The organism is Aquitalea sp. (genome assembly GCF_030150775.1).
GTDB lineage: Bacteria > Pseudomonadota > Gammaproteobacteria > Burkholderiales > Chromobacteriaceae > Aquitalea > Aquitalea denitrificans.
Genome location: NZ_JASLFG010000038.1, coordinates 60,667 through 80,192, shown reverse-complemented (window position 1 = coordinate 80,192; position 19,526 = coordinate 60,667). Strand labels below are relative to the sequence as shown.

General features: G+C 58.9%; 13 protein-coding genes. 6 read left to right on the top strand and 7 right to left on the bottom strand.

The features are described 5' to 3' along the window. Positions 1-515: 515 nt before the first annotated feature. Positions 516-1,277: a tyrosine-protein phosphatase gene (locus tag QVF59_RS14260; protein ID WP_287880787.1), complete on the bottom strand. Its 762-nt coding sequence runs from the start codon at positions 1,275-1,277 to the stop codon at positions 516-518. A gap of 458 nt (positions 1,278-1,735) precedes the next feature. Here QVF59_RS14260 and QVF59_RS14255 point away from each other — a divergent pair, with 458 nt between their 5' ends. Together QVF59_RS14255 and QVF59_RS14250 are read left to right on the top strand one after the other, a co-directional pair. After that, positions 1,736-3,004 carry a dicarboxylate/amino acid:cation symporter gene (locus QVF59_RS14255; RefSeq protein ID WP_159879416.1) on the top strand — a complete coding sequence of 423 codons (1,269 nt, stop codon included), beginning with the start codon at positions 1,736-1,738 and terminating at the stop codon, positions 3,002-3,004. 167 nt (positions 3,005-3,171) lie between these two features. After that, positions 3,172-4,248, top strand: coding sequence for a type II asparaginase (locus QVF59_RS14250; RefSeq protein ID WP_159879414.1), 1,077 nt, complete (start codon positions 3,172-3,174; stop codon positions 4,246-4,248). Between the two features lie 189 nt (positions 4,249-4,437). On the opposite strand, the gene QVF59_RS14245 is transcribed toward QVF59_RS14250, so the two are convergent. From QVF59_RS14245 to QVF59_RS14230, 4 genes are all read right to left on the bottom strand, one after another. Continuing rightward, positions 4,438-5,769: a sigma-54-dependent transcriptional regulator gene (locus tag QVF59_RS14245; protein ID WP_159879412.1), complete on the bottom strand. Its 1,332-nt coding sequence runs from the start codon at positions 5,767-5,769 to the stop codon at positions 4,438-4,440. Then, entirely contained in the window at positions 5,762-7,621 is a 1,860-nt protein-coding gene (locus QVF59_RS14240) for a sensor histidine kinase (RefSeq protein ID WP_287880785.1), read from the bottom strand. Before QVF59_RS14240 ends, QVF59_RS14245 begins: the two co-directional genes overlap by 8 nt. 167 nt (positions 7,622-7,788) lie before the next feature. Beyond that, the gene (locus tag QVF59_RS14235; protein ID WP_287880784.1) at positions 7,789-9,318 is read right to left on the bottom strand and encodes a methyl-accepting chemotaxis protein; all 1,530 of its coding nucleotides are present in this window, start codon (positions 9,316-9,318) and stop codon (positions 7,789-7,791) included. Between the two features lie 215 nt (positions 9,319-9,533). Next, positions 9,534-10,442, bottom strand: a complete 909-nt coding sequence (locus QVF59_RS14230; protein WP_159879408.1) for a LysR family transcriptional regulator — start codon at positions 10,440-10,442, stop codon at positions 9,534-9,536. Positions 10,443-10,559: 117 nt separating this feature from the next. On the opposite strand from QVF59_RS14230, the gene lysA reads away from it, so the two are divergent. After that, a complete protein-coding gene (lysA, locus tag QVF59_RS14225; protein WP_287880783.1) occupies positions 10,560-11,795 on the top strand; it encodes a diaminopimelate decarboxylase in 1,236 nt (411 codons plus the stop codon). Positions 11,796-11,869: 74 nt separating this feature from the next. On the opposite strand, the gene QVF59_RS14220 is transcribed toward lysA, so the two are convergent. Together QVF59_RS14220 and QVF59_RS14215 are read right to left on the bottom strand one after the other, a co-directional pair. Further along, positions 11,870-12,988, bottom strand: coding sequence for a porin (locus QVF59_RS14220; RefSeq protein ID WP_159879404.1), 1,119 nt, complete (start codon positions 12,986-12,988; stop codon positions 11,870-11,872). 420 nt (positions 12,989-13,408) lie between these two features. Further along, complete coding sequence (locus QVF59_RS14215; protein WP_240902524.1) at positions 13,409-13,708, bottom strand: BON domain-containing protein; 300 nt, start codon at positions 13,706-13,708, stop codon at positions 13,409-13,411. Between the two features lie 262 nt (positions 13,709-13,970). On the opposite strand from QVF59_RS14215, the gene mltA reads away from it, so the two are divergent. Genes mltA through QVF59_RS14200 form a run of 3 tightly spaced genes read left to right on the top strand, consistent with a single transcriptional unit; the run spans position 13,971 to position 19,474 of the window. Then, positions 13,971-15,218 (top strand): murein transglycosylase A, encoded by a 1,248-nt coding sequence (mltA, locus tag QVF59_RS14210; protein ID WP_159879402.1) that lies wholly within the window; start codon positions 13,971-13,973, stop codon positions 15,216-15,218. Between the two features lie 25 nt (positions 15,219-15,243). Then, on the top strand, positions 15,244-16,356 hold the full coding sequence (locus QVF59_RS14205) for an efflux RND transporter periplasmic adaptor subunit (RefSeq protein ID WP_287880782.1): 1,113 nt from the start codon (positions 15,244-15,246) through the stop codon (positions 16,354-16,356). Between the two features lie 10 nt (positions 16,357-16,366). Next, positions 16,367-19,474, top strand: a complete 3,108-nt coding sequence (locus QVF59_RS14200; protein ID WP_287880780.1) for an efflux RND transporter permease subunit — start codon at positions 16,367-16,369, stop codon at positions 19,472-19,474. The last annotated feature ends 52 nt before the right edge of the window (positions 19,475-19,526 follow it).

Here is a 19,526-nt window from a genome sequence, read left to right as displayed (position 1 = left end):
CAGAAAGCTGCGCCACCCGACCCGGTCGGAGCGCTTGAAGAGTTTCCTTGAAAGTGTGAGCAACGAGCCGTAATATCACGCCTCCCGGTCGGGTAACTGACCGGGAGTTTGTTTGATATCGGGCCTCTAGCTCATGCCTGGTTAGAGCAGCGGACTTGAAGGATGGCACTCCTGCGGCCCATATGGGTACGGAGCGCATCGCATGGGTTGCCTTGGGGCAAGTTAGCTCTGCCCCTTGGTAGAACTGCTCAAATTCGGGGAAACCTCTGCTGTTCGTGCAGCGTGGCAATCCCGAGCGAAGCTCTCTTCGAGAGAACGTGTAGAGACTGAACGGGCAGGTCGTAAAGACAAGAGACAGTCCAGACCACAAACCCGAAAGGGGCGGCGAAAGCCGTAGCGGGTAAGCATAATCCGTTGGTGCCGGGTTCGACTCCCGGGGGGCCCACCAAAATAAAAAGCCGCTGTGAAGCATTCACAGCGGCTTTTTCATGCCCGGCATTCAGTGTGCTACCTATTCAGTACAGATAGCGTCGTTGCAGCTGCTGTTTGCTGGCGGGGTCGATCAGAATGACCGATTGCAGATAGGATGCCATGGTGTCGTAATGCTGTTCCACCGTGGTGTAAAACCGCTGCAGATATTGCTTATCCACTTGTAGCGCAACGCGAAATGCAGCTTGCTGCACCGGGGTCGCACCCGCGGCGGCAGCCTTTGCGATGAGTCGCGCATTTTCGCTGCTACGCATGCGGTTGGTTTGCAGATAGTCCTGATAAATCAGCGTCCGTGGCACCTCCAGAGTTTCCAGGATCAGCATGGCAGCGATACCGGTTCTGTCCTTGCCGGCCGCGCAATGAAACAGCACGCTTTTTTGTGCATGACTTGCCAGCAGTTCCAGGAAGAAGCGCCGGTAGCCGGCCTGTGCCGCAGGGGAAAGGGCCAGTTCCCGGTATAGTGCCAGCATGAATTCCTGTGTTCTGGCGGTACTGTCCAGTTGTGAGAAGGCGGCGATGGAGGCTTGTGCCTTGTGCTGCGCTTCGGCCAGCAAGTCGATGTGGACATGACGGGTTTCGGCAATTGCAATATCAGGTCGTTGCCGGACTTCATCAGCACTCCTGAAATCGATGATTTTTTCCACTTGATAGCGTTGTACCAGTTGCTGGCTTTGGTACGGTGATAGCTGTGACAGCTCGCCCGAGCGAAATAGGCGGTGCTGCAGCAACCGCTTGCCGTGCTTATTTTGAATACCGCCCAGATCGCGAAAATTTGTGATGATGTTCAAGGTATTGCCCCTGTCTTCGTCTGCACATGCTGTGGGGTGGGGCAGGGCAGCTTAACGATGCTCCGCCGTGATGCTTGATCCAGCCCTGGTACATGCGGAATGGCCGTTGGGTGGTCTGATGGTGGGGGTGATTTTCGATGATTCTGCCAAGCGGACCAAAGGGTGACGGTAGCCACTGGACTGGCAGCAAGTTCATGTTGCGGTGCAGAAACTTTTTAGCAGGCAGCTGGTCTGATTTGGCCCTTCTCAGGCCAACTGGCCAATACGCTGGTCGGTTTTCCAAACGGGCTGTCCGTGTCTGATTCGGAATTCCGAATCAATGCTGTTGTAATTTTATTTTTGTTTATAAAAATCAAGTAGTTATCTTGTGAAATTGTGAATTTTTCTTGGCACGATTTCTGCTGTATAGAGCGTACTCAACACCGGTCGCAAAGCCGGGTTACTCTGGAGAAACGCTCGTGAAAACCAACAAGATTACCCTGTGGGTCTTGATTGCCCTCGTTCTGGGTATCGCAGTCGGCTATGGCTGTCACACCTCGATTACCGATCCGAAGCAACTGAAGGACGTTGCGGGTTATTTTTCCATTCTGACCGACGTGTTCATGCGTCTGATCAAGATGATCATTGCCCCCTTGGTGATGTCTACCCTGGTGCATGGTATTGGCAGTAGCGATTCCCGTTCTGTAGGCCGCGTAGGGCTGAAAGCCATGTGCTGGTTTATGGGTGCTTCCCTGGTGTCCCTGTTCCTGGGCCTGATCTTTGCCAATGCCCTGCAACCGGGTGTGGGCTATACCTTGCCGATGGCCGATGCTTCCGGTCCGGCAGTGAAAGCCAGTGCACTGAACCTGAAGGACTTCATCACCCACATGTTCCCCACCAGCTTCTTTGACGCCATGGCGAAGAATGAAGTGCTGCAAGTGGTGGTGTTCTCGGTGTTCTTTGGTTTTGCCATCGCATCCTATAAGGGTCCGAAGCCGGAACTGCTGATGAAGGGTCTGGAACAACTGGCCAACATCATGCTGCGCGTAACCAATATCGTGATGATGTTTGCACCGGTAGGCGTGTTTGGTGCCGTTGCTTCCACCATTACTGCGGATGGCCTGGGCGTTCTGGCCATGTATGCCAAGTTTATGGGTAGCTTCTATCTGGCGCTGTTCTGCCTGTGGATGCTGATGATTGCTGCCGCTTACGGTTTTGTCGGCAAGAAGATCTTTGCTCTGCTCAAGACTATCCGCATGCCGCTGATGCTGGGTTTTGCCACTGCCAGTAGCGAGGCCGCTTACCCGACCCTGTTGGAGCAGCTGGAACGCTTTGGTATCAAGGAACGGATTTCCGGTTTTGTATTGCCGCTGGGTTACTCCTTTAACCTGGACGGTTCCATCATGTACACCTCGTTTGCCGCCCTGTTCATTTCCCAGGTTGCCAACATCCATCTGACGCTGGGCCAGCAAATCACCATGCTGCTGATCCTGCTGATCACCAGCAAGGGCATTGCCGGTGTACCGCGTGCATCGCTGGTGGTAGTGGCTGCCGTACTGCCGATGTTCAATCTTCCGGAAGCAGGCATTCTGCTGATTCTGGGTATCGACCACTTCCTGGATATGGGCCGCACTGCGACCAATGTACTGGGTAATGCGATTGCAACTACCGTGGTGGCTGCATCCGAAGGCGATATCGATGCAGATGCCGCACAGGTTAACCCGGCACTGGCAGAAGAACAGGCCTGAGCTCCCTAAGGCCCTGCCACCGTTTTACCCTATAAAAATCCAGTGACAGATCCCGGCCTGCCCAAGCCGCCGATACAGGCGGACAGGCAGGACGCGGGGCTGATCGCTGCAGCCAGTTGCTTCCCGGCAACGACATCCCCACTAGTCTTTCTACAAAGAGAAGAGACATGAAACAAACCTTCAAAATGCTGCTGTCCAGCGCTGCCGTGATGGCTGCACTGTGTGGTCAATCCGCCCAGGCGGCCGAGGCTGCCAAACCGCATGTGGTGATTCTGGCTACTGGCGGCACCATTGCCGGTACCGGTGCCAGCAGCACCACCACCATCGGTTACACCGCAGCCAAGCTGGGCGTGGACAAGATGATTGCCGCCGTGCCCGAGCTGTCCAAGGTAGCGGATGTGCGTGGTGAGCAGGTTGCCCAGATCGCCAGCGAAAGCATGACCAACGAAGTGTGGCTGAAACTGGCCAAGCGCGTGAACGAACTGCTGGCGCAGAAGGATGTGGATGGCGTGGTGATTACCCACGGTACCGACACCATCGAAGAAACCGCTTACTTCCTGGATCTGGTGGTGAAGAGCAAGAAGCCGGTCGTGGTGGTGGGCTCCATGCGCCCGTCTACCGCCATCAGTGCTGACGGCCCGATCAACCTGTACAACGCCGTGATTCTGGCTGGCAGCAAGGATGCAGTCGGCAAGGGTGTGCTGGTGGCGCTGAACGACCAGATCAACGCGGCACGTGAAGTGACCAAGACCAACACCTCCACTACCGACACCTTCAAGACGCCGGAGCTGGGCTACCTGGGTTACATGCAGGACAACAAGCCGCACTTCTACCGCATGTCCACCCGCAAGAACACTGCGGATACCGAATTTGATGTATCCAAGCTGAACAGCCTGCCGCGCGTCGACATCGTTTACGGTTATGCCAACATGGACCGCGTGGCCATGGACGCCGACATCGCAGCCGGTGCCCAGGGTATCGTGCAAGCCGGTGTGGGTGATGGCAGTATTGCCGCGCAGATGATGCCGGCCATCCGCGATGCCCGCAAAAAAGGCGTGCTTGTGGTGCGCAGCTCGCGCGTAGGTAATGGCATCGTGGCCCGCAACGGTGAGGCCAATGACGATCAGGAAGATCTGGTGGTTAGCGACACGCTGAATGCGCAAAAAGCCCGCATCCTGCTGATGCTGGGTCTGACCAAGACCCACGACACCAAAGAACTGCAACGCATGTTCTACACCTATTGAGCTGGCTGACAGGCGCTACACCGGCCTGTCTGTCGATTGCGACACCCAATCGGGTGAGATCCCCCCGCAGCGACAGCATGGTGTGGCGACTGATCAAGCAGCCTTTGGCAAGCGGCCCCGGTGGCCGCTTTTTTTATGTCCGCAGCCCGGAGCCGGCCGGGGACTGCGGGCAGGCCATCAGCCTGGCCATCAACCAGGCTGGTTCAGACCGTATTTCTTCAGCTTGTCGAACAGGGTGGTCTTGGCCACTTTCAGGGCTTCGCTGGTGCGGCTCAGGCTGTAACCGTGGCGGCGGAATTCCTCGGCAATCAGCGCACGCTCGAATGCCTCTACCGTCTCTGCCAGCGGCAGGCTCTGGCTCAGCTCGCCGGATTCGGACAACGGGGTGCGAATACCCAGCACATAGCGTTCGGCCACATTGCGCAGCTCCCGCACATTGCCGGGCCAGTCGTAGGCCAGCAGCTCGGCCTGTTCGTGGGCTTCCAGCTGCGGGGTGGGGCGGTCAAAGCGGCTGGCCGATTGCAGCAGGAAGTATTCGAACAGTAGCGGAATGTCTTCGCGGCGTTCGCGCAGCGGCGGCAATTGTAGCGTCACCACGTTTAGCCGGTAGTAAAGGTCGCTACGGAAGCTGCCGTTATTGCCCATGGCTTTGAGGTCGGCCTTGGTGGCGGAAATCACCCGGCAATCCACCGCAATGGGTGTGTTGGAGCCCAGCCGCTCCAGGGTGCGCTCCTGCAATACGCGCAGCATCTTGATTTGCAGCGGCAACGGCATGCTTTCGATTTCATCCAGAAACAACGTACCGTTATTGGCGTATTCGATGCGCCCGATGCGGCGCTTGGCCGCACCGGTAAAGGCGTGTGCCTCGTGGCCGAAGATTTCGCTCTCGAACAGGTTTTCTGCCAGACCGCCACAGTTGACCGCAACGAAATTGTGTTTCTGACGCCGGCTGATTTCATGCAGGCAACGCGCCACCAGCTCCTTGCCGGTGCCGGTTTCGCCCAGAATCAGCACATTGGCGGAGGTATCGGCCAGGTCGGCAATCATGCGCCGCACTTTTTCCATGGCCGGCGAGCGGCCGATCAGCCGCGACTCCAGGCTTTGCTTGTCCTGTAGCTGACGGCGCAGGGTTTCCACTTCCAGGCTCAGGCGACGTTGCTCCATGGCGCGGCAGACCACTTCATGCAGCCGTTCGGGGGAGAAGGGCTTTTCGATGAAGTCGTAGGCACCATCCTTCATCGCCTGTACCGCCAGGCTGACATCACCATGACCGGTGATCAGGATAACAGGCAGGCTGGCGTCCTGGGCTTTCAGTGCCCGTAGCAAGGCCATGCCATCCTGGCCTTGCAGATGGATGTCGCTCACCACCACGCCGGGAAAGCCCTGATGCAGCAGGCCCAGTGCCTGCTCGGCACTGGAGACGCCGCGGGCATCCAGTCCTTCCAGCATCAGTGCCTGCTCGCAGCCCAGCCGGACATCCGGATCATCCTCGATGATCAACACTTTCATGCCATCAAACATGGCGGTATTCCTTTGTAGCAAGCGGCAGGGTGATGGTGAACACGGCACCGCCCTGCGGGTGATTGTCGGCACTCAGGCTGCCGCCGGCCTCGGCAATGATGCCGGCGCTAAGGGTCAGCCCCAGTCCCAGGCCGATGCCGGCCGGCTTGGTGGTGACAAAGGGCTCAAACAGCTGCGCACGCACGGCGTCCTGCAGGCCGGGGCCATTATCGCGGATTTGCAGTACCAGTTGTTCGGTCGTACGGTGGCCGCTGATTTCTATACAGCCGTCCGGCTTGTCTTGCAGCTCATCCAATGCATTGGCCAGCAGATTCACCAGCACCTGCTCGAAACGATTGGGATCGCAGCGGGCCTGCCATGGCTCGGGGGCGTGTGGTCGTAGAATCCTGACCCGGCTGTCTTCCAGGCGATTGCGCAGCAATAGCAGGGCGCTATCGATGGCCAGGCTGATATCCACGGTGCCCAGGCTACTGGTTGATTTGCGCGAATAGCCCTTCAGCGCACTGGTGATCTCACCCATCTTGTCCACTAACTGGCAGATGGTTTGCAGATTGGTACGGGCGGTTTCGTTTTGTTGGCGCTCCAGAAACTTGATGGCATTGCCCGACAGGGTGCGCAGTGCCGCCAGCGGCTGGTTCAGTTCGTGGGCGATGCCGGTGGCCAACTGGCCCAACACGGCCAGCTTGCCCGCCTGCACCAGATTGTCCTGGGTCTGGCGCAAATGCTGTTCGGTACGGATGCGTTCGCTGATTTCTTCTTGCAGCTGCTGGTTGGCGCGCGACAGGTCGGCAGTACGCTCTTCTACCTTGCGTTCCAGTTCCCGGTAAGCTTGCTGCAGAGCCTCGCGTGCCGATAATTTGTCGCGCAGGCGGCGGCGGCGTTCGTTCAGCCACAGAATGCCGGTGAGACTCAGCAGGGTCAGTACGGCGGCCAGGGCCGCACGGTTGTAGGCCAACTGGTAGACAGGATCCAGACTGGACAATACGGTCAGCTTCCAGCTGGAGAGTGGCAGCTGCAGCGATTGGCCCAGCATGTCGCGCGGGTAGGCCAGCCGGCTGAGGGTACGGCGGCCGCTCTGGTTCAGTCGGTAGATATGGCTGCCGTCGCCCAGGCTGCGCCGTTCTTCCAGTCCCAGTGGCAGCAGGCGTTTGCGGTTGTATTGCAGATTGCGGTCGAATGCTTCCTGCAGCGCCTTGCTGAAGGGCTTGAGTGTGCTGAATTTCCAGCCCGGCTCGGTAGCCAGAATCACCACGCCGTTCTGGTCACTGACCATGACGGTAGTCTTGTTCTCCCGCCACAGTTTTTCCAGATACTCCATATTCACCTTCACCACGGCCACGCCGATGATGCGGCCATGACTGGTGAGCGGCTCCGACAGGTAATAACCGGCTTCGCTACGGGTGGTGCCCACGCCGAAGAAACGGCCTGGCTGGCCGCTCATGGCGTCGGTGAAATAGGCACGGAAGGCATCGTTTTCGCCCAGATAACTGTCTGGCTGCCGCCAGTTGCTGGTGGCACGCACAATGCCGCTGCTGTCCATGATGTAGATGGCGCTGGCTCCGGTACGCTGGCTCAGGCGTTCCAGATAGTCATTGGCTGCCTGCTGGCGTTGGCGGTCTTCCGGTGCGTGCAGCAGTCCTTCCACATAGGGGGACAGCCCCAGCAGGCTGGGCAGGCGGGCGTAGTGGCCGATTTCGCTGTTCAGGCTATTGGCGTACAGCTCCAGCCTTTGGGTGTTGGCTGTACGCAGTTCTTCCAGCGAACCGTCCACGCTGGCGCGAAAAGCGCTGACGGCGGCAATGTCCATCAGTATCAGCAGCAGCGCAATGCGCAGTACGGTACGCAGTTTCAAGCGGAATCTACTCCTGGCAATCCGGGTTGACTGGCTGTCGGGCAGGGGCAGCAAGTACAAAAAGGCGGCCGTTGGCCGCCTGGTGGGAGTCGGTCTGCTACCTTTGTCGGCAGCGTCCCGCGCTATTGTAGCAAAAGCGCCTGCTTTCGCGGTGGCGCTTGCCTGGCTCAGAGATGGCGTTCGAAATGGCTGACCAGTCGCTTCAGATCATGGGCGGTGGTGTGCAACTGTTCCGCTACATCACGTGCGTTGGCAATGCTCTGGCTGTTCTGCTCGGTCAGCGCGCTCATGGTTTCCATGTTCTGCGCTACCTCGGTGGAGGCAGATGATTGCTGCTGCAGCATTTCCGCCACGTTTGCCGCCGATACCGATACGCCCTGATTGGCCTGGCGGATGGCTTCCAGACTGCTGCTGGCGTTGCTGATGGCGCTGTCGACCCCTTGCACCTTGTCCAGCGCAGTCTGCACATTCTGCAATACTTGGCGAGTCCGTTCGTGCAGCACATTGATGGACTGCTCGATTTCCTGGGTATTGCCCGCCGTACGCTCTGCCAGCTTGCGTACTTCATCGGCCACCACGGCAAATCCGCGTCCCTGCTCGCCCGCCCTAGCTGCTTCGATTGCCGCATTGAGTGCCAGCAGATTGGTCTGATTGGCGATGTCCTTGATCACCGAGGTGACCGATCCTATCTCCTCTGCAGATTTTTCCAGAATCTGAATCGCATCCCGGGTGTGCTCGAACTCTCCCATGACTTGCTGGGTGGCATGGCGGGTCTGCAGCATCTTGGCTTCGCCTTCGTCGGCCAGGCTGGTGGCCTCGGTGGCATGGGCGGCACCGCTGCGGGTAGTGATGGAGATTTCATTCACTGATACCGACAGCTGCTCCAGCGCGGCAGCCACCCGGGTTATCCCTTCCAGCGCATGTTCGCCGCGTTTTTGCAGATTGCTCGCTTCCGTATGTGTGGCCGTGGCTGCCAGACTGATATCATGGGCGCCGGTCACCACATCGGCCAGCACAGCGCGGGTATTGATGCGCGTGGTTTCCAGCATTTCCAGCATGTGGCGTATATCCTGACAGCCCGATTGGGGAATGGCTTCCTTGAAATTGCCTTCTGCCAATTTGGCCAGACCTTGCTTTGCATGTTCAAGTGGAGTCGCCAGGCATTTGTGAATCAGTACTGCCGCACTAATCAGCCAGATGATGCTGCCTGCATTGAGAATGTCGTGAACAATGCTTTCCGGCAGGATGTACTCCGCCAGCAGGGCAATGATGGGTGGCAGCATGGATAGGGTGAGCAGCTTTTGCATGCTCATTGCCTTGTGCTGGCGTGTGGCAGGGAAGTTGCTGCGTTTGGCGCGGATATCGGCGTACAGCTGCTCGGCCTGCTGGCATTGCTGCTTGTCCGGTGCGCTGCGTACCGACATGTAGCCAACGGTATTGCCGTTCTCGCGGATGGGGGTGACATAGGCATCTACCCAGTAGTAGTCACCCTGTTTGCTGCGGTTTTTCACCAACCCGCGCCAGGGATGGCCGGCCTTGATGGTTTGCCACAGATCATCAAAGGCTTCCACCGGCATGTCCGGATGGCGCACCACATTATGTGGCTGGCCGAGCAACTCTTTTTCGGAAAAGCCGCTCATTTCAATGAAGGCACGGTTGGCGTAGGTGATGTGTCCCTTCAGATCGGTCTTGGTCACGATGGGGCGCTGCGGGTGCAAGAATAATTCGTGAGAACTGACAGGCTGGTTGTTACGCATTTCTATCCCCGGATAACTGCTGCTTTAGGAATGACAACTTGCAAGCCCCTCCCCGAGCATTGCCGGCAGCACGTTTCAGTCTGCTAAACGATGCTGTGATATTGGTATAGTCGAAAATGTTAATGCCATTATCATTTTTTGCGGGCTGGAGAACCTTATTTCATGTTGCCAGCCTGCATTTCGCCCAGCACCTCGCACAGCAGTTGGGCAAAACTATCCACCAGCGTGGATGCAGGGCGGTGCAAGGGGCGTAGCAAGTTGACCCGGAAGGGAAGCGATACTGACAGCGGTCTGATGATGACACCATGACCGGCGAAGGCCAGAGCAGTCAGTGGGTTTACCACTGCCAGCCCGATGCCTTGTTGCACCATGCTGCATACCGAGGCGGCACTGTGGGTTTCCAGCCTGAGCTGGCGTTCGATGCCCTGTGAAGCAAACAGGGCATCGAGCTGCTGGCGGTAGATGTCGCTGGCCGACAGGCTGACAAAGGCCTGCCCGGCGAAGTCGGCCAATTCCAGCACGTTCTTGTTGGCCAGCGGATGATTTTCCGGCAGTACGGCCACCTCGTCGGCACAGAACACCGGCTGCTGGCTGGTGCCAGGTGGCTGGATATGGCTTTCACTCAAACCCAGATCATGCCGTTGAGCCGCCAGCCATTCTTCCAGCAGGGGAGATTCCTGCGGCGTGATATTCAGCCCGACCTTGGGATAGCGTTGCAAAAAGCGCTGGCAGACAATGGGCAGGACCGCCTGGGAAAACATCGGCAGGCAGGCAATGGACAGCTGACCTTCGTCAAAATGGCGCAGGGCCTGGGCGGTGCTGACAATGCGCTCCAGCCCCAGATAGGAGCGCTGGACTTCCTCGAACAGCTGCAGCGCTTGCAGGGTGGGGCGAAGCCGACCCCTGATGCGTTCAAACAGGACCAGCCCGCTTAGCTGTTCCAGCCGTGCCAGTTCACGGCTGATGGTGGGCTGGGAGGTATTGAGCAGGCTGGCGGCTTCGGTCACGCTGCCGCTGGTCATGATGGCGTGGAAAATTTCCACATGGCGCAGGCTGAAAGACATGGTTGATACGGTTGAGCTGAAAAGTCCATATCATAAATGAAAGACCTGTCGATAAATTGATATTTTATTTTTGCCGGTAGCCACGGCACACTCATGCAAAACCATCAATGGATTGCCATGAAAACCTTTTCTGCACCGCAACTGGCCGCGTTGGCCGAACAATTTTCCGCACCGCTGTGGGTATATGACGCCGCTGTGATTCGGGCTCGTATTGCTCAGCTCAAACAGTTCGATGTGATTCGCTATGCGCAGAAGGCCAATTCCAATACCCATATCCTGCGGCTGATGCGTGAGCAAGGTGTGATGGTTGATGCAGTGTCACTAGGCGAAATAGAACGTGCGCGGCAGGCAGGTTACGACTTGAGCTCGGCTGAACCGTCCGAAGTGGTGTTTACCGCTGATGTGCTGGACCGTGCCACGCTGGAGCAGGTGGTGACCGAACGCATTGTTGTAAATGCCGGCAGTATCGACATGCTGCGTCAGTTGGGCGAGCGTTCGCCTGGCCACCGCGTGTGGCTGCGCATCAATCCGGGTTTTGGTCATGGCCACAGCCACAAGACCAATACCGGTGGCGAAAACAGCAAGCATGGTATCTGGCATGCTGACCTGCCGGCTGCGCTGGAAGTGATTGCCACATCTGGCCTCAAGCTGGTGGGCATCCACATGCATATCGGCTCCGGCGTGGACTATGGCCATCTGCAGCAGGTTTGCGGTGCCATGGTGGAGCTGGTGCGTAGTCTGGGGCAGGATATCGAGGCGATTTCCGCGGGGGGCGGTTTGTCCATTCCGTATCGCGACAGCGACAGCCGTATCGATACCGATCACTACTTCCAGCTGTGGGATAGTGCGCGCAAGGAAGTAGAGCAACTGCTGGGCCACACGGTGCGGCTGGAAATCGAACCGGGCCGCTTCCTGGTGGCTGAGTCCGGTGCGCTGGTGGCTGAGGTACGGGCGGTCAAGGATATGGGTAGCCGCCATTTTGTGCTGGTGGATGCCGGTTTCAACGATCTGATGCGTCCTTCGCTATATGGCAGTTACCATGAAATTTCGGTACTGCAGCGCGATGGCCGTGAAAAGAGCGGTGCGGTGGCTACCGTGGTGGCCGGCCCGCTGTGTGAATCTGGCGATGTATTCACCCAGCAGGAAGGCGGTGTGGTGGAAAGCCGCCAGTTGCCGCAGGCCGAAGTAGGTGACTGGCTGGTGTTCCATGATGCCGGAGCCTATGGTGCTACCATGTCTTCCAACTACAACAGCCGCCCCTTGCTGCCGGAAGTATTGCTGGACACTACCGGACCGCGGCTGATCCGTCGCCGTCAGACCATGGCAGAATTGCTGGCGCTGGAAGCGATGTAAATCAAGGCATGTTTCATGCAGCAAGCCCGCCGTCTGGCGGGCTTTGGCATTTTCAGGGCAGTAGCTGAGGCGGGTTAGAAGTCGGTACGCATCATCAGCCAGCCCGTACTGGCGGTGGACTCGGCCCAGGCCAGCGCGCTCTGGCCACCCGCATTCTGCCTTACCTGACCATAACCGGCGTTCAGACGCGTGCGTTTGCTCATGCTGTACTCCACCCCGGCTGCCCATTGGTTGGCCGACCAATTGAGCGACTGGCCATCCATGCGCACCTTGCCGCGATGGGAATACAGGGCCATGGGCTTGAAGTTGCCAATGCGGTAGGCGGCGCTGACAGCCAGCACCTGGCTGGTGAGCTTGTTGTTGCCGCTGGCGGCAATGCCGCTTTGCTGCAGGATGCCGGGAATTTCGAAATCGCTGCTGTTGTCCTTGTTCTTGTAGGCATTGCCGTACAGCCTGATTTGCTGCAGCGTTGCGGCCAGCTCGAGTTTTTCTGCCTGCATGCCTGCTTCCAGCCGGTGGATGCTGCTGTTGTGGCTGTCTATCGCATTCAGCCGGGTCATCAAGGCGTAGTTGATGAAGTAGCCGGCATTTTCATAACTCAGCCTCATCCCCCAGGTGTCACCCGTCTTGCGTCCGCCAGCCTGCGCTTCTCCTGCACCGTACTGCAGGGCTGCTGCCAGGCCCAGAAGGCGCGGACTGTCGTAGCGCAAGCTGTTTCTGGAGCGGCTATCGCCGTAGTTGTTGCTGCCAAAGATGTCGCGTGCTTCATACAGTGGGTAGGCAATGCCACTGGAGGCTTCACGACGCGGGCTGCCAAAGATGTCGGTGGCCTGGGTATTGGTGAGCACGTCGTCGATAAAGCCTGCCCGCAGCTTGCCCCAGCGGTCTTGCAGGCCGACAAAGCTCATGCGGTTGGCCAGCGTGCCACTACCGCTGCCACCGGTTGCCACGCCGTCCATGGCCAGGCCGGTTTCCACTTGCCAGATGGCCTGCAATTGCCCATCCAGGGTTTCTTCTCCCTTGAAGCCGACCCGGCTGCTGAAATCATCTATGCCCGTGCTGCGGTGAAAACCGGTATCTGTGCTTTTCATGCTGTCCACCCCCACACGCAGACTGCCATAGAGGCTGACTTCTGCCGCGGCCATGACGGGAAACGCGCAAAGCAGACAGACTGCTACTGTGCGGATTTTCATGAATACTCCTGATGATTGACGGTAAAAAGCTGGACCGCACAGTCTGGCGGTCAGCGCGGAGCAGAGTGTGCGAACGACGGCGAGTGGGGTCAATGCATCAGGGTGCGGTGGTTTAATGCAGTATTTTTACGATATCTTGCGCTTATTTTGGTTTATTTTCTTTTAATTACGGGCAAAATGAGCAGCTTGCTCAGGTGTTGGCATGATCGGTGATGATGATGTGCTGTACCGATTACCGGGGGTAACTAGCTAGCTGCTGCAGGTGGTGGGAACTGGCGTGGTGATTGCGGGATGGTGCAGGTGGTGATCTGCTGTGAATCCTGACGTCATGACGAATTTTCAGAGTCGGCTGACAAATGAAAACGCCCCCATGCGCTGGGGGCGTATAGACAGCAAGCAGTCCGCTGACGGACTGCAGAATCACATATTCATATTGTTGATGACAAACTTTACGCCCGGTACTTTTTCGGCAATCACGCCGGCTTTGTACATTTGCTGGTCGTCGGTCATCTTGCCGTCAATGGTGACTTCCTGCTTCTTGCTGACCACGTGCAGGTCAAGGGTTTTCAGCTCCGGGTCAGCATCCAGTGCATTCTTGACGTTGCTGGCCAGTTGTTCATCGCTGACCGGAGCATCTTCGGCATGTGCCAGCATGGCGCTGCCACCGATAGAGAGGGCCAGGGTTGCAAACAGGGCAGAACGGGCAAAAAGGCGTTTCATGAAATATCTCCTTGTTTCAAGCAGCGTGATGGCCTGGCCGACCATTGCGATGGTGCGCCAGTAGACTGTGTTGTGCTGGCCATGTTAGCCAGCTTTGTTTGCAGTTTTGTTGCGGCTCGATGAAAAGTGGCCGCTGCCAGAACCTGCTGTGGATAGCGTGGTCCCATCGCGCTGAGCGCCGTGCAACCGGAAGTCCCGCGCGGTAACATGAGCGGCTGGCATTCCCGGCCTGTTTCCCCACCTATTTATTGATGTTGCTGCCATGTTGAAACGTTTGTTGTTATCCCTGTCGCTGTTGTGGCTTGCGGCCTGTTCTACTACGTATACCCCGCCCCTGTCTGGTAGTAGTGGCCAGCTTAGCCCGTCTGCCCTGCCTGCCTGGCAGCAGCAGAAAATGGGCGATACCCTGCTGGCGCTGCAGCAAAGCTGCAAGGCCCTGGTGCGCAAGGTAGCCTGGCAGTCTGTGTGTGCTGATGCTGCCCACATGCCGGCAGACGACGCAGTGCAGGTACGCCAGTTCTTCGAAAGCCGCTTCAATGCCTGGCCAGTGCACGATGGCAGCAGTAGCAGCGGACTGATTACCGGTTATTACGAACCATTGCTCAATGGTAGCCGCACTCGCAGTGAGCGCACGCCCTGGCCGGTTTATGGTGTACCAGCTGATCTACTGGTTCTGGATTATCCCGCAGCTGTGCGCGGCAGCAGTGTGCTGGTGGCGCGCCGGATAGCTAGCAACCGCTTGCAGTTGCTGGCAGGCAAGACGGTGGCGGGCGCTGGCGAAGTGGAAATCCGTCCGACTGACTTTCCGGTAGATAACCGCAGCGGAAAACTGAAGGGACGTTTATCCGGCAACCGTCTGCTGCCGTATTACACGCGTGCCGAAATTGCTCAGGGCAAGGGCGTGTCCAGTGCGCCGATATTGGCCTGGGTGGAGGACCCGGTCGAACTGTTCTTCCTGCAGGTGCAGGGTTCCGGGCGTATTCAACTGGAAGATGGCAGTTTTCTGCATGTCGGTTACGCCGAGCAGAACGGCTACAACTATCAGTCCATCGGCAAATGGCTGGTCGACAAGGGCGAGATGCCGTTGTCGGCAGCGTCCATGCAGGGTATCCAGGCCTGGATCAAGGCCAATCCGGGACGACAGCAGGAGCTGTTTGCCGTCAACCCCAGCTATGTTTTCTTCAAGGCATTGCCGGGAGGAGACAGCGGCCCGGCGGGTGCGCTGGGCGTGCCGCTGACCGGTGGCTACAGCATTGCGGTGGACCCGCGCTACATCCCGCTGGGAACACCAGTATATCTGGCTACCACCTGGCCGCTGTCCCAGCAGCCGCTTACCCGGCTGGTACATGCCCAGGATACCGGCAGCGCCATTCGTGGTGCGGTACGGGCTGACCTGTTCTGGGGCTATGGCAGCGAGGCGGGGATGTATGCCGGCAAGATGAAGCAAAGCGGCAGTCTGTGGATGCTGCTGCCCAGAGGTGTGACGCCATCCATGGCGGCTGCACCGTAATAATCACGAAGGAAACAAGAAAAACATGAAGGTAAGCTGGCTGGGCTGGGGAATCGTGTTAGGGGGATTGGCTGCCTGTGGTGGGCATGAGGACTCTGCTGGCAGCAAGGAAGCGGCATCTGCCGTGGCCGCACAAACGCCGTCCCGTGCACTGTCACGCGCCGATATCGAAGTGGTTGTGCGTAGAAATCTGCGTGATACCCTGCCGTTTACCGGCACGCTGGCTGCGCTCAAAAGCAGCAGTATTGCCGCCGAGGTGGAAGCCCGTGTGCACGATGTGCTGGTGCGCGAGGGCGAGGTCGTACGTCAGGGCCAGGTGCTGGCACGGCTGGATTCGGAGTCACTGGACCAGTCGGTCAGCGAACAGCAGGCCCAGCTGGCCGGTAATCAGTCTAGGCTGAAGCTGGCGCGCATCAAGCTGGACAAGCAGCACGAGCTGCTGCAGAAGGGCTTCATTTCCCAATTGGCCTATGACGAGGCCGAAAGCGAATACACCGTCCGCCAGGGTGAGCTGCAGGCACAAAGCAGCCAGCTGGCCCGCGCCCGCCGTTTGCAAGCGGATAGTGTGGTACGCGCACCAATTGCTGGTGTAGTGTACGAGCGCAAGATCAACCCCGGTGAAATCGCCGCCAAGAATACCCGGCTGTTTTCCATTGCCGACCTCGGTGTGCTGGAGTTGAGTGCCAGTGTGCCGTCGCAGTGGATTGGCCGCATCAAACCCGGCCAGCAGGCGCGATTCAGCGTGGAGGGGCTGCCGGACGAGTCTACGGGCGAGGTGGTACGGGTCAATCCGGTGGCGCAGAGCGGGACCCGCAGTTTCCTTATTTATATCCGGGTGAATAATGCCGATGGCCGCCTCAAGGCCGGGCAGTTTGCCAAGGGTGGCGTGGTTCTGCGCGAACTGACCGGGCAGGTGGTGCTGCCGCAAACCGCGGTACAGGATCTGCAGGGGCAGCCCTGGGTGATGCTGGTGACGCAAGGGCGGCTCAAACATCAGCCGGTAAAGGTGCTGCTGTGGTCGCAGAGCGAGCGCAAGCTGGCCGTGACGGGGCTGAATCCCGGCCAGGTGGTGCTGGCTGCACCCTTGTTGGGCGTGGCCAGCGGCGATGCCGTTACCCTGCCAACCGAACTGAAATGAGGGACACAGCATGTGGTTGACCCGTGTCAGCGTGCGCAATCCCTATTTTGCTACTGTCCTGATGCTGGCATTGCTGGTGTTGGGCTTGTTTGCCTGGTCGCGTCTGCCGGTGGAAGAGTTGCCGGATATCCGCTTCCCGGTGGCAGTGGTTAGCACCCATTACAGCGGTGCCTCGCCCGAGGTGGTGGAGAGCGAAGTCACCCGTCCGCTGGAAGAGGCCATCAACACCATCAACGGCATCAAGCATATCCGCTCCTATTCGTTTGAAGGCAGCTCCACCATCGTGGTGGAATTTGCCCTGACGGTTGACCCTGCGGTGGCGGTACAGGATGTGCGCGACCGCGTGGGGGGAGTGCAGGGGCGCTTCCGGCGTGAAATCGATACCCCTTCGGTATCGCAGTTCAATCCCAACGACCAGCCGCTATTGTCCATCAGCTTCAGTTCCAGCCAGGTATCCCAGCGCACGCTCACCACCTGGCTGGAAAATACCCTGAAAAAGCGGCTGCAGATTGTTACCGGGGTAGGTGAGGTCAAGCTGGTGGGCGGGCTCAAACGTCAGATCCGTATTGATGTCGACCCCTATCGGCTGGAGTCCAGCGGCCTTTCCCTGCAGGAAGTTGCCGATGCCATCCGGGCCGGCAACCGCGACTACCCGGCCGGTGCGGTCAGCAGCGCCAGCAATGAAATGAACGTGCGGGTAAGCGGCAAGCTCAAGTCGCCGGAAGACTTTGCCAATCTGGTGACCGGCTATCGCAATGGCAGCACCATCCGCCTGTCGGATGTAGCCACGGTGAGCGATGCCGAAGCCGAAGCATCCAGCCTGACGCTGATCGACGGCAAGCCGGGCGTGGGCATTGATATCCGTGCGGCGCGTGGTGCCAATGTGGTGGAAGTGGCCGATGGCGTGAAACAGGTCATCCACGCCATGCAAGGCCGCATGCCGGCCGGCACGCACGTACATGTCAGCTATGACAAGTCGGAGGATGTGAAGAAATCGCTGGCCAATGTGGAAGCCACCCTGCTGGAAGGGGCCGGCCTCACCGTGCTGATCGTGTTCCTGTTTCTGGGCAGCTGGCGCAGCACGGTAATTACCGGTCTTACCCTGCCGGTGGCGCTGATCGGCACCCTGTTTGCGCTGCAGGCCCTGGGATTCACCCTCAACCTGATGACGCTGATGGCGCTGTCCCTGTCCATCGGTCTGCTGATCGACGATGCCATCGTGGTGCGGGAGAACATCGTTCGCCACCGCCAGCTGGGCAAAAGCCACTACCAGGCAGCACTGGATGGCACCAATGAAATCGGCCTGGCCGTGCTGGCCACCACCCTTACCGTGGTGGCGGTGTTTCTGCCGGTAGGCTTCATGAGCGGCATTATCGGCAAGTTCTTCCACCAGTTTGGCCTTACCGTCACCGTGGCCGTGCTGATCTCGATGTTGGTCAGCTTTACGCTAGACCCGATGCTGTCGTCGATCTGGCCCGACCCGCACCAGCATGGCGACCCTCACCGTGGCCCGGTGGGCAAATGCCTGGACTGGTTCGAAAGCTCGCTGGACCGCATGGCCGAACACTATCTGCGGGGCATCCGCTGGGCCTTGTCCCACCGCAAGACCGTACTACTGGCGGCGTTGTTGCTGCTGTTGGGCAGTTTTCTGCTGGTGCCGCGCATTGGTGGTGAATTCATGCCGCGCCAGGACAAGGGCAAGTTTGCCCTGAGCTACAAGACTGCCCCCGGTTCTTCGCTGGATTACACCGCCGGCAAGGGGCGCGAGCTGGAAGCCCTGTTGCGCCAGTTACCCGCCGTGCGCTCCATCCAGCTGACGGCAGGCAGCAGCAGCTTCAGCGCCAGCAAGACCGACGGCCAGTTGCTGGTGGATCTGGGCAGCAAAACCAGCCGCAACCACAGCCTGTTCGGCGTGATGCAGCGGGCACGTAGCCTGGCTAGCCATGTGGCCGGGGTGGAAATCGTGTCGGTGGAGGAAATGGGCAAGGAAGGGCCGGGTGGCAAACCCATCAATATCGGCTTGCGCGGCAGCAATCTTGGCGAACTGGATGCCGCGGCCAATCTCCTGATCAGCCAATTGGCCAAGGTCAAGGGCGTGGGGGATTTGCAAAGCAGCCTGTCCGATGCCGACCCGGCCATCAAGCTGGAAGTACGGCGTGATGCCGCCGCCAGCCTGGGGGTGGATCTCAACCGGGTGGGCAGTACCCTGTCGCAGCTGCTGGCTGGCGATGTGGTGGGCAGCTGGGAAGCGCCGGATGGCGAAAACTATGATGTCCTGCTGCAGGTGCCGCGAAGCGAGCGGCGCAATGAGCTGCTGGACATCATCACCGTGGCGGGCCGGGCCGATGCCAATGGGGCAGCCAGCATGGTGCCGCTGTCCACGGTGACGCGGCTGAGCCCGGGGCTCAGCCCGCGCCAGATAGACCGGGTAGACCTGCTGCGCCAGGTAACGGTAACCGGCAATATTGCCGGCCGCGATGCCGGCTCGGTGTTTGCCGACATCAGCAAGATCACCGCAGCACTCAAGCTGCCTGCGGGAGTGGTACTGGCCGAGGAGGGTGAGCGCCGCGACATGGAAGAATCGCTGGGCTATGCGCTGCAGGCGCTGGCCATGGGGGTGATCTTCATCTACATGATCCTGGCGGCGCAGTTCCGCAGTTTCACCATGCCGCTGGCCATCATGGTGGCGCTGCCACTGGCCTTTGTCGGCGTGTTTGTCGCGCTGTGGCTGTGTGGCTCCACCCTCAATATGTTCTCGGTCATCGGCATCATCATGCTGATGGGGCTGGCAGCCAAGAACGGCATTTTGCTGGTTGATTTCATCAATCAGTCACGCCGCGAAGGCATGGCACGCAGCGAGGCCATCGTGGCGGCCGGGCGGGTGCGCCTGCGTCCCATCATGATGACCAGCCTGGCTATGATCTTCGGCATGTTGCCGATGGCCATTGGCGGTAGCGAAGGCGCGGAAACCCGTGCACCAATGGCGCATGCCATCATCGGCGGGATGGTCAGCTCTACCTTGCTTACCCTGATTGTGCTGCCGGTGGTTTACAGCTATCTGGATAGCCTGCGTCAGTGGGTACGCCAGCGTCTGGGGGTGATAAAAGCCAGCGGCTGACCGGCAGAGATCAGCGGAGGAACTGGCTGTTTGGCCAGTTTGGCTGAGACGA

Bases quoted from the DNA above. Each gene is read 5' to 3' on its own strand.
- QVF59_RS14250 (WP_159879414.1), top strand. From the start codon at position 3,172: ATGAAACAAACCTTCAAAATGCTGCTGTCCAGCGCTGCCGTGATGGCT.
- QVF59_RS14245 (WP_159879412.1), bottom strand. From the start codon at position 5,769: ATGTTTGATGGCATGAAAGTGTTGATCATCGAGGATGATCCGGATGTC.
- QVF59_RS14230 (WP_159879408.1), bottom strand. From the start codon at position 10,442: ATGTCTTTCAGCCTGCGCCATGTGGAAATTTTCCACGCCATCATGACC.
- lysA (WP_287880783.1), top strand. From the start codon at position 10,560: ATGAAAACCTTTTCTGCACCGCAACTGGCCGCGTTGGCCGAACAATTT.
- QVF59_RS14220 (WP_159879404.1), bottom strand. From the start codon at position 12,988: ATGAAAATCCGCACAGTAGCAGTCTGTCTGCTTTGCGCGTTTCCCGTC.
- QVF59_RS14215 (WP_240902524.1), bottom strand. From the start codon at position 13,708: ATGAAACGCCTTTTTGCCCGTTCTGCCCTGTTTGCAACCCTGGCCCTC.
- mltA (WP_159879402.1), top strand. From the start codon at position 13,971: ATGTTGAAACGTTTGTTGTTATCCCTGTCGCTGTTGTGGCTTGCGGCC.
- QVF59_RS14205 (WP_287880782.1), top strand. From the start codon at position 15,244: ATGAAGGTAAGCTGGCTGGGCTGGGGAATCGTGTTAGGGGGATTGGCT.
- QVF59_RS14200 (WP_287880780.1), top strand. From the start codon at position 16,367: ATGTGGTTGACCCGTGTCAGCGTGCGCAATCCCTATTTTGCTACTGTC.